Here is a 4,079-nt window from a genome sequence, read left to right as displayed (position 1 = left end):
GGTGCTGAAGGCCGAAGCGCTGGGCAAGGTGTTCCGCAGCCGCAGCGGTTGGTGGGGGCGGCGTACGACTCAGGCGTTGGATGCGGTTCAGCTGCAATTACGTGAAGGCGAGACGTTGGGGATTGTGGGAGAGTCGGGGTCGGGCAAGTCGACCCTGGGTCGGTGCCTGGTGCGTTTGCTGCGTGCTGACAGCGGGCGGATCGAGTGGTTGGGGCGGGAGGTCGCGGGGTTGTCTGAAGGGCGGCTGCGAGCGTTGCGCAGTGATGTGCAGATGATTTTCCAGGATCCGTTTGCGTCGCTCAATCCGCGGCAGACGGTGGGGCAGATTGTTATGACTGGGCCTTTGGTGCAGGGGGTTTCCAAGGCGGATGCCGAGCGGCGGGCCCGTGAGTTGCTGGGGTTGGTGGGGTTGCCGGCAGCGGCGTTTGAGCGGTTTCCTCATGAGTTTTCCGGGGGGCAGCGGCAGCGCATAGGGATCTCCCGGGCGTTGGCGGTGGAGCCTAAGGTGTTGATCGCTGATGAGTGTGTGTCGGCGCTTGATGCGCTGATCCAGGTGCAGATTCTGGAGTTGCTGGAGTCGCTGCAGCGGCGGTTCAGGTTGAGCATTGTGTTTATTACTCATGACTTGCGGGTGGCTGCGCGGTTGTGCGACCGGATTGCGGTGATGCGTCAGGGGAGGGTGGTGGAGCAGGGGGAGACGGCGGCGCTGTTTGCTGATGCGCGGCATCCGTATACGCGGCAGTTGTTGATGGCTGAGGCCATCTGACTTGGGTTGTTGGGGTTGGGGGCATATCCGTTATTCAGCTAACGGCCACCTATGGTTTCGCTCTTACAGCGAGTCACATTGCAAAAGCGGCAAAGGCGACCTGAGTGTTAGAGCAAAAGCAGAGCCGCTTTATGTGGGAGCGGGCTTGCTCGCGAAGAACCTGAGAGCGCCGCGTTGAATCAGGATGTTCGCGTTATCGTTAACGACCTTCGCGAGCAAGCCCGCTCCCACATTTGGATCGTGTCCACCTTTGATTTTGCTGTTGCTACACCACACTCAATCCTTTCACTTATTGAGAAACCTCCATGCCGACCTCTTTCACCGAACTGCCAGTGATCCAGGGCCAACCACTGGAAATCCGCCCCAACCGTCACCTGAGCATCACCCATCACGCGGGCACCACCCAACCCGACACGGTAGTGTTCTTCTGCCACGGCGCCGGCGGCAACAAGGACCAGTGGCGCCACCAATGGCAATCCCTGAAAACCCAAGGCTACAGTCTGGTCGCCTGGGACCTGCTCGGCCACGGCGCCAGCGTAAAACCCCGCAACCCCGAGGCTTACGCCTGGCCCGAACTGGTCGCCGACTACCTGGAAATCCTCAGGCGCTACGGCGGCTCCCGCAACCTCATCGTCGCCCACTCCTTCGGCACTGGCCTGACCCTGAGCGCCTTGCTGGCCAAACCCGCGATCCCCATCGAAGCCGTATTGCTGCTGGGCACCCGACTCCACAGCATCAGCCGGAGCGGCGGCCTGATGCGTCTACCCGCATGGCTCCTGGAATGGCTGCGCCCACTGCTGGCCAAAGGTTTCCGCCAGGCCGCATGGAACGCCAAAGCCGACCCCGCACTGGTCGCCTACGAAGAAAAACTCACCGAGCGCAACCCGCTGTACATGTTCAAGGCCCTGATGAAAAACGTCCAATGGCCAGACGCCAATGCACTGCTCACCCTGACCCTGCCCGTGAGTGTGCTGGCCGGCGACACCGACGGCCTGACCCCGGCCAGCGGCGGCGAAGCACTCGCCCGGCATTTGCCCAATGCCGAGTATCAGTTGTTGCCCGAATGCGGCCACCAACTCATGCTGGAAAAACCCGATGAGGTATTGGCCGCATTTCAGCGCCTGCTGTCAGCTCAGCGGGACGGCAGTTTCCAGCGCTCACGGTAGAGGTCGTACTGCGCGGCGGGCAGTTGCACCAGCAGCGGGTTTTCTCGCGGGTCCAGCCAGGCAAACAACGCCTGGATATTCACCGGGTCCATCGCCGTGCAGCCCAATGTTCCCGAACTGACGCTGCGCCAGATATGCAGGAAAATACACGAGCCGCCGTTGGCCAAAGCCGGTGTGTTGTGCTCGACAAAAATCCCCTGGCGGTACAGCTGGTCCTTGCGCAGCATCCGCTCGGAACTGGTCCAGTCCTTGTTCACCGCCGAGCTGTCCACCAGGGTGTTGTAATGGCTGGACTGGCTGTCATCCACGCATTCGCGGGTGGCGGTACTGGCCGCGTAAGGCAAGCGGGTGTCAGCGGTGGGAGCGTAGCCGAAGGCACCGCCGAGTTTGAAGATGCCGGCCGGGGCCTTGCCATCGCCTTCATGCTTGAGGGGCTGCTGGTCGGGGGTGGGTGTCGTAAGGCCGGTGCCCCACGCCATGCCGTTTTTACCGACCACGATGGCAAAGGGTTCGCCGACTTTCTGAAAGCCTTGCCCGTGCCGCTCATAGCGTTGTGCGGTGCCCTGGAGGGCGTTCCAGCCCGGGGTGGTGACCACGATCAGTTGCCGGCTGGTCTCGGGGATTTGCGCGAGTGCCACGTTTGAAAGCAGCGTCAGCAGCGCCGCGCAGGTTTTGATGAGCGTGTTCAACGGCGTTCAGTCCTTGAAAAGAGGGAAACCTCAAACGCTAGTTTTTGCCCCGGGCTTTATCAAGCTGAAGCTGTGTTGTGATGTTACCGCAGCGGTTCGATAGGGAAGTCCATCGGCTCGGCCCGCACCGGATTGCGGCTGTAGGTGAAGTGCCACCATTCGCCGGCATAACCGGTAAAGCCTTCCTTGGCCATCGCAGCGCTCAACCGTTGGCGATTCTGGCGTGCCGCCTGGCTGATGTGGGGGCTGTTGGTGTGGGCCATTTCGTCGAAGCAATCAAAACCGGTGCCCATGTCCAGGCCGCCATCGGGCAAGCGTCGACCGTAACCGGCGGCGCAATCCACCGCCGCGGTGTCGGCGCTCCAGGCCTGGGCTGGCCGCGCATCGGGACCGGTCAGGGTCACGTCCACTGCCGCGCCCCGGGAGTGGTTGGAAACCTTGGCCACGTAGCCCAGGCGCCAGAAATCCTGCTTGTTCACCCGGGGGTAGAACTCGGCCTTGGCCGGATCCCCCGGCAGGCTGGCGAAGCGGCCCATGTTCGCCACGGCACGGCTGGGACGATAGCAGTCGAAGACCTTCAAGCCGTAACCCTGCCTGGCCAACTCGGCCTGGACCCGTACCAGTGCCTTTGCCGCGTCGGCAGACAGCACGCATTCGGCTGCGTTGTAGCCGTCCAGCGGCGCTCCGGTGAAGTTGTGGGGGCTGGCGTAGCGAATGTCCTGGGCGATGCTCGGGTCGAGGCTGCGCAGGTAAACCATGTTGGCCGGCATCGGCGTGTCTGCCGCTGCCGGCGCGGCGAGCACCAGGAGGCTAAGGGCGGCAACTGCGGGGAAAGAGTAGGGCATGGGCGGCCGGGCTCGGACGGTGGCTTAAGCGCGCCACACTAGCAATGCCCGCCCCATGCCGCCAGTGCTACGGCGCGGCGTTGGGCACAAATGCCACGCTGCCACCGTCACGCTTGTGGAACAACCGTTCACCGTTGTCCGGCTGGGTAGTGATGACCTGATGATCGTTGCCCAGGTAGGCCAGCGGCGTCGGGTCATCCTTGGTGGACTGCGCGACAATAATTGTGCGCTTGGGATCAAAGGTGCGGCCGCTGGTTTTTTCCAGCCAGGCCATGAACGCCGCACTGTCGCCCTGGCGCGGGAAGTCCTGGGTTTCGGCAACGTAGTAGAACGGCGTCCCGTGATTTTGCAGGTACATCGGTACCTTGTTGTCGACTTCCACCATCACCATCTGCCACGCGTTCCATGGCGCGCTTTTCACTGCTTGCGCTTGAACGTCCTCGGCGAAACGGGTCACGCCGCCATTGCCATTGGTCCACGGATACACCACCCCGAGTACCAACAGCATCACCCCGGCAGCGATGCCGAACCCACGGTACCAACCCCGGCCGACCGTGCCTTTGCGGGCGATACGCTCACTGACCCACCACGCCGCCAGCAACTGCGCGAACGG

At 62.8% G+C, this 4,079-nt stretch carries 4 protein-coding genes and 1 pseudogene; 2 read left to right on the top strand and 3 right to left on the bottom strand.

The features are described from left to right. Positions 1-766 (top strand): ATP-binding cassette domain-containing protein (locus tag HX846_RS10725; RefSeq protein ID WP_178965366.1); only part of this gene is annotated, 766 nt, incomplete at its 5' end. A 305-nt stretch (positions 767-1,071) separates the two neighbouring features. Next, on the top strand, positions 1,072-1,932 hold the full coding sequence (locus tag HX846_RS10720; RefSeq protein WP_178965365.1) for an alpha/beta fold hydrolase: 861 nt from the start codon (positions 1,072-1,074) through the stop codon (positions 1,930-1,932). On the opposite strand, the gene HX846_RS10715 is transcribed toward HX846_RS10720, so the two are convergent. From HX846_RS10715 to HX846_RS10705, 3 genes and pseudogenes are all read right to left on the bottom strand, one after another. After that, complete coding sequence (locus HX846_RS10715) at positions 1,899-2,621, bottom strand: L,D-transpeptidase (RefSeq protein WP_003210282.1); 723 nt, start codon at positions 2,619-2,621, stop codon at positions 1,899-1,901. The two genes, HX846_RS10720 and HX846_RS10715, sit on opposite strands and share 34 nt — an antisense overlap. 83 nt (positions 2,622-2,704) lie before the next feature. Then, positions 2,705-3,466, bottom strand: a complete 762-nt coding sequence (locus HX846_RS10710; RefSeq protein ID WP_372241977.1) for a M15 family metallopeptidase — start codon at positions 3,464-3,466, stop codon at positions 2,705-2,707. A 67-nt stretch (positions 3,467-3,533) separates the two neighbouring features. After that, a pseudogene (locus HX846_RS10705) lies at positions 3,534-4,079 on the bottom strand (dolichyl-phosphate-mannose--protein mannosyltransferase); the annotation flags it as partial.

The sequence above is a fragment of the Pseudomonas sp. K5002 genome (assembly GCF_013386655.1).
In the GTDB taxonomy this organism is placed as follows: Bacteria; Pseudomonadota; Gammaproteobacteria; order Pseudomonadales; family Pseudomonadaceae; genus Aquipseudomonas.
The sequence above is the reverse complement of the archived record's forward strand: the minus strand, read 5'-3'. Positions and strand labels throughout refer to the sequence as shown.

Bases quoted from the DNA above. Each gene is read 5' to 3' on its own strand.
- HX846_RS10720 (WP_178965365.1), top strand. From the start codon at position 1,072: ATGCCGACCTCTTTCACCGAACTGCCAGTGATCCAGGGCCAACCACTG.
- HX846_RS10710 (WP_372241977.1), bottom strand. From the start codon at position 3,466: ATGCCCTACTCTTTCCCCGCAGTTGCCGCCCTTAGCCTCCTGGTGCTC.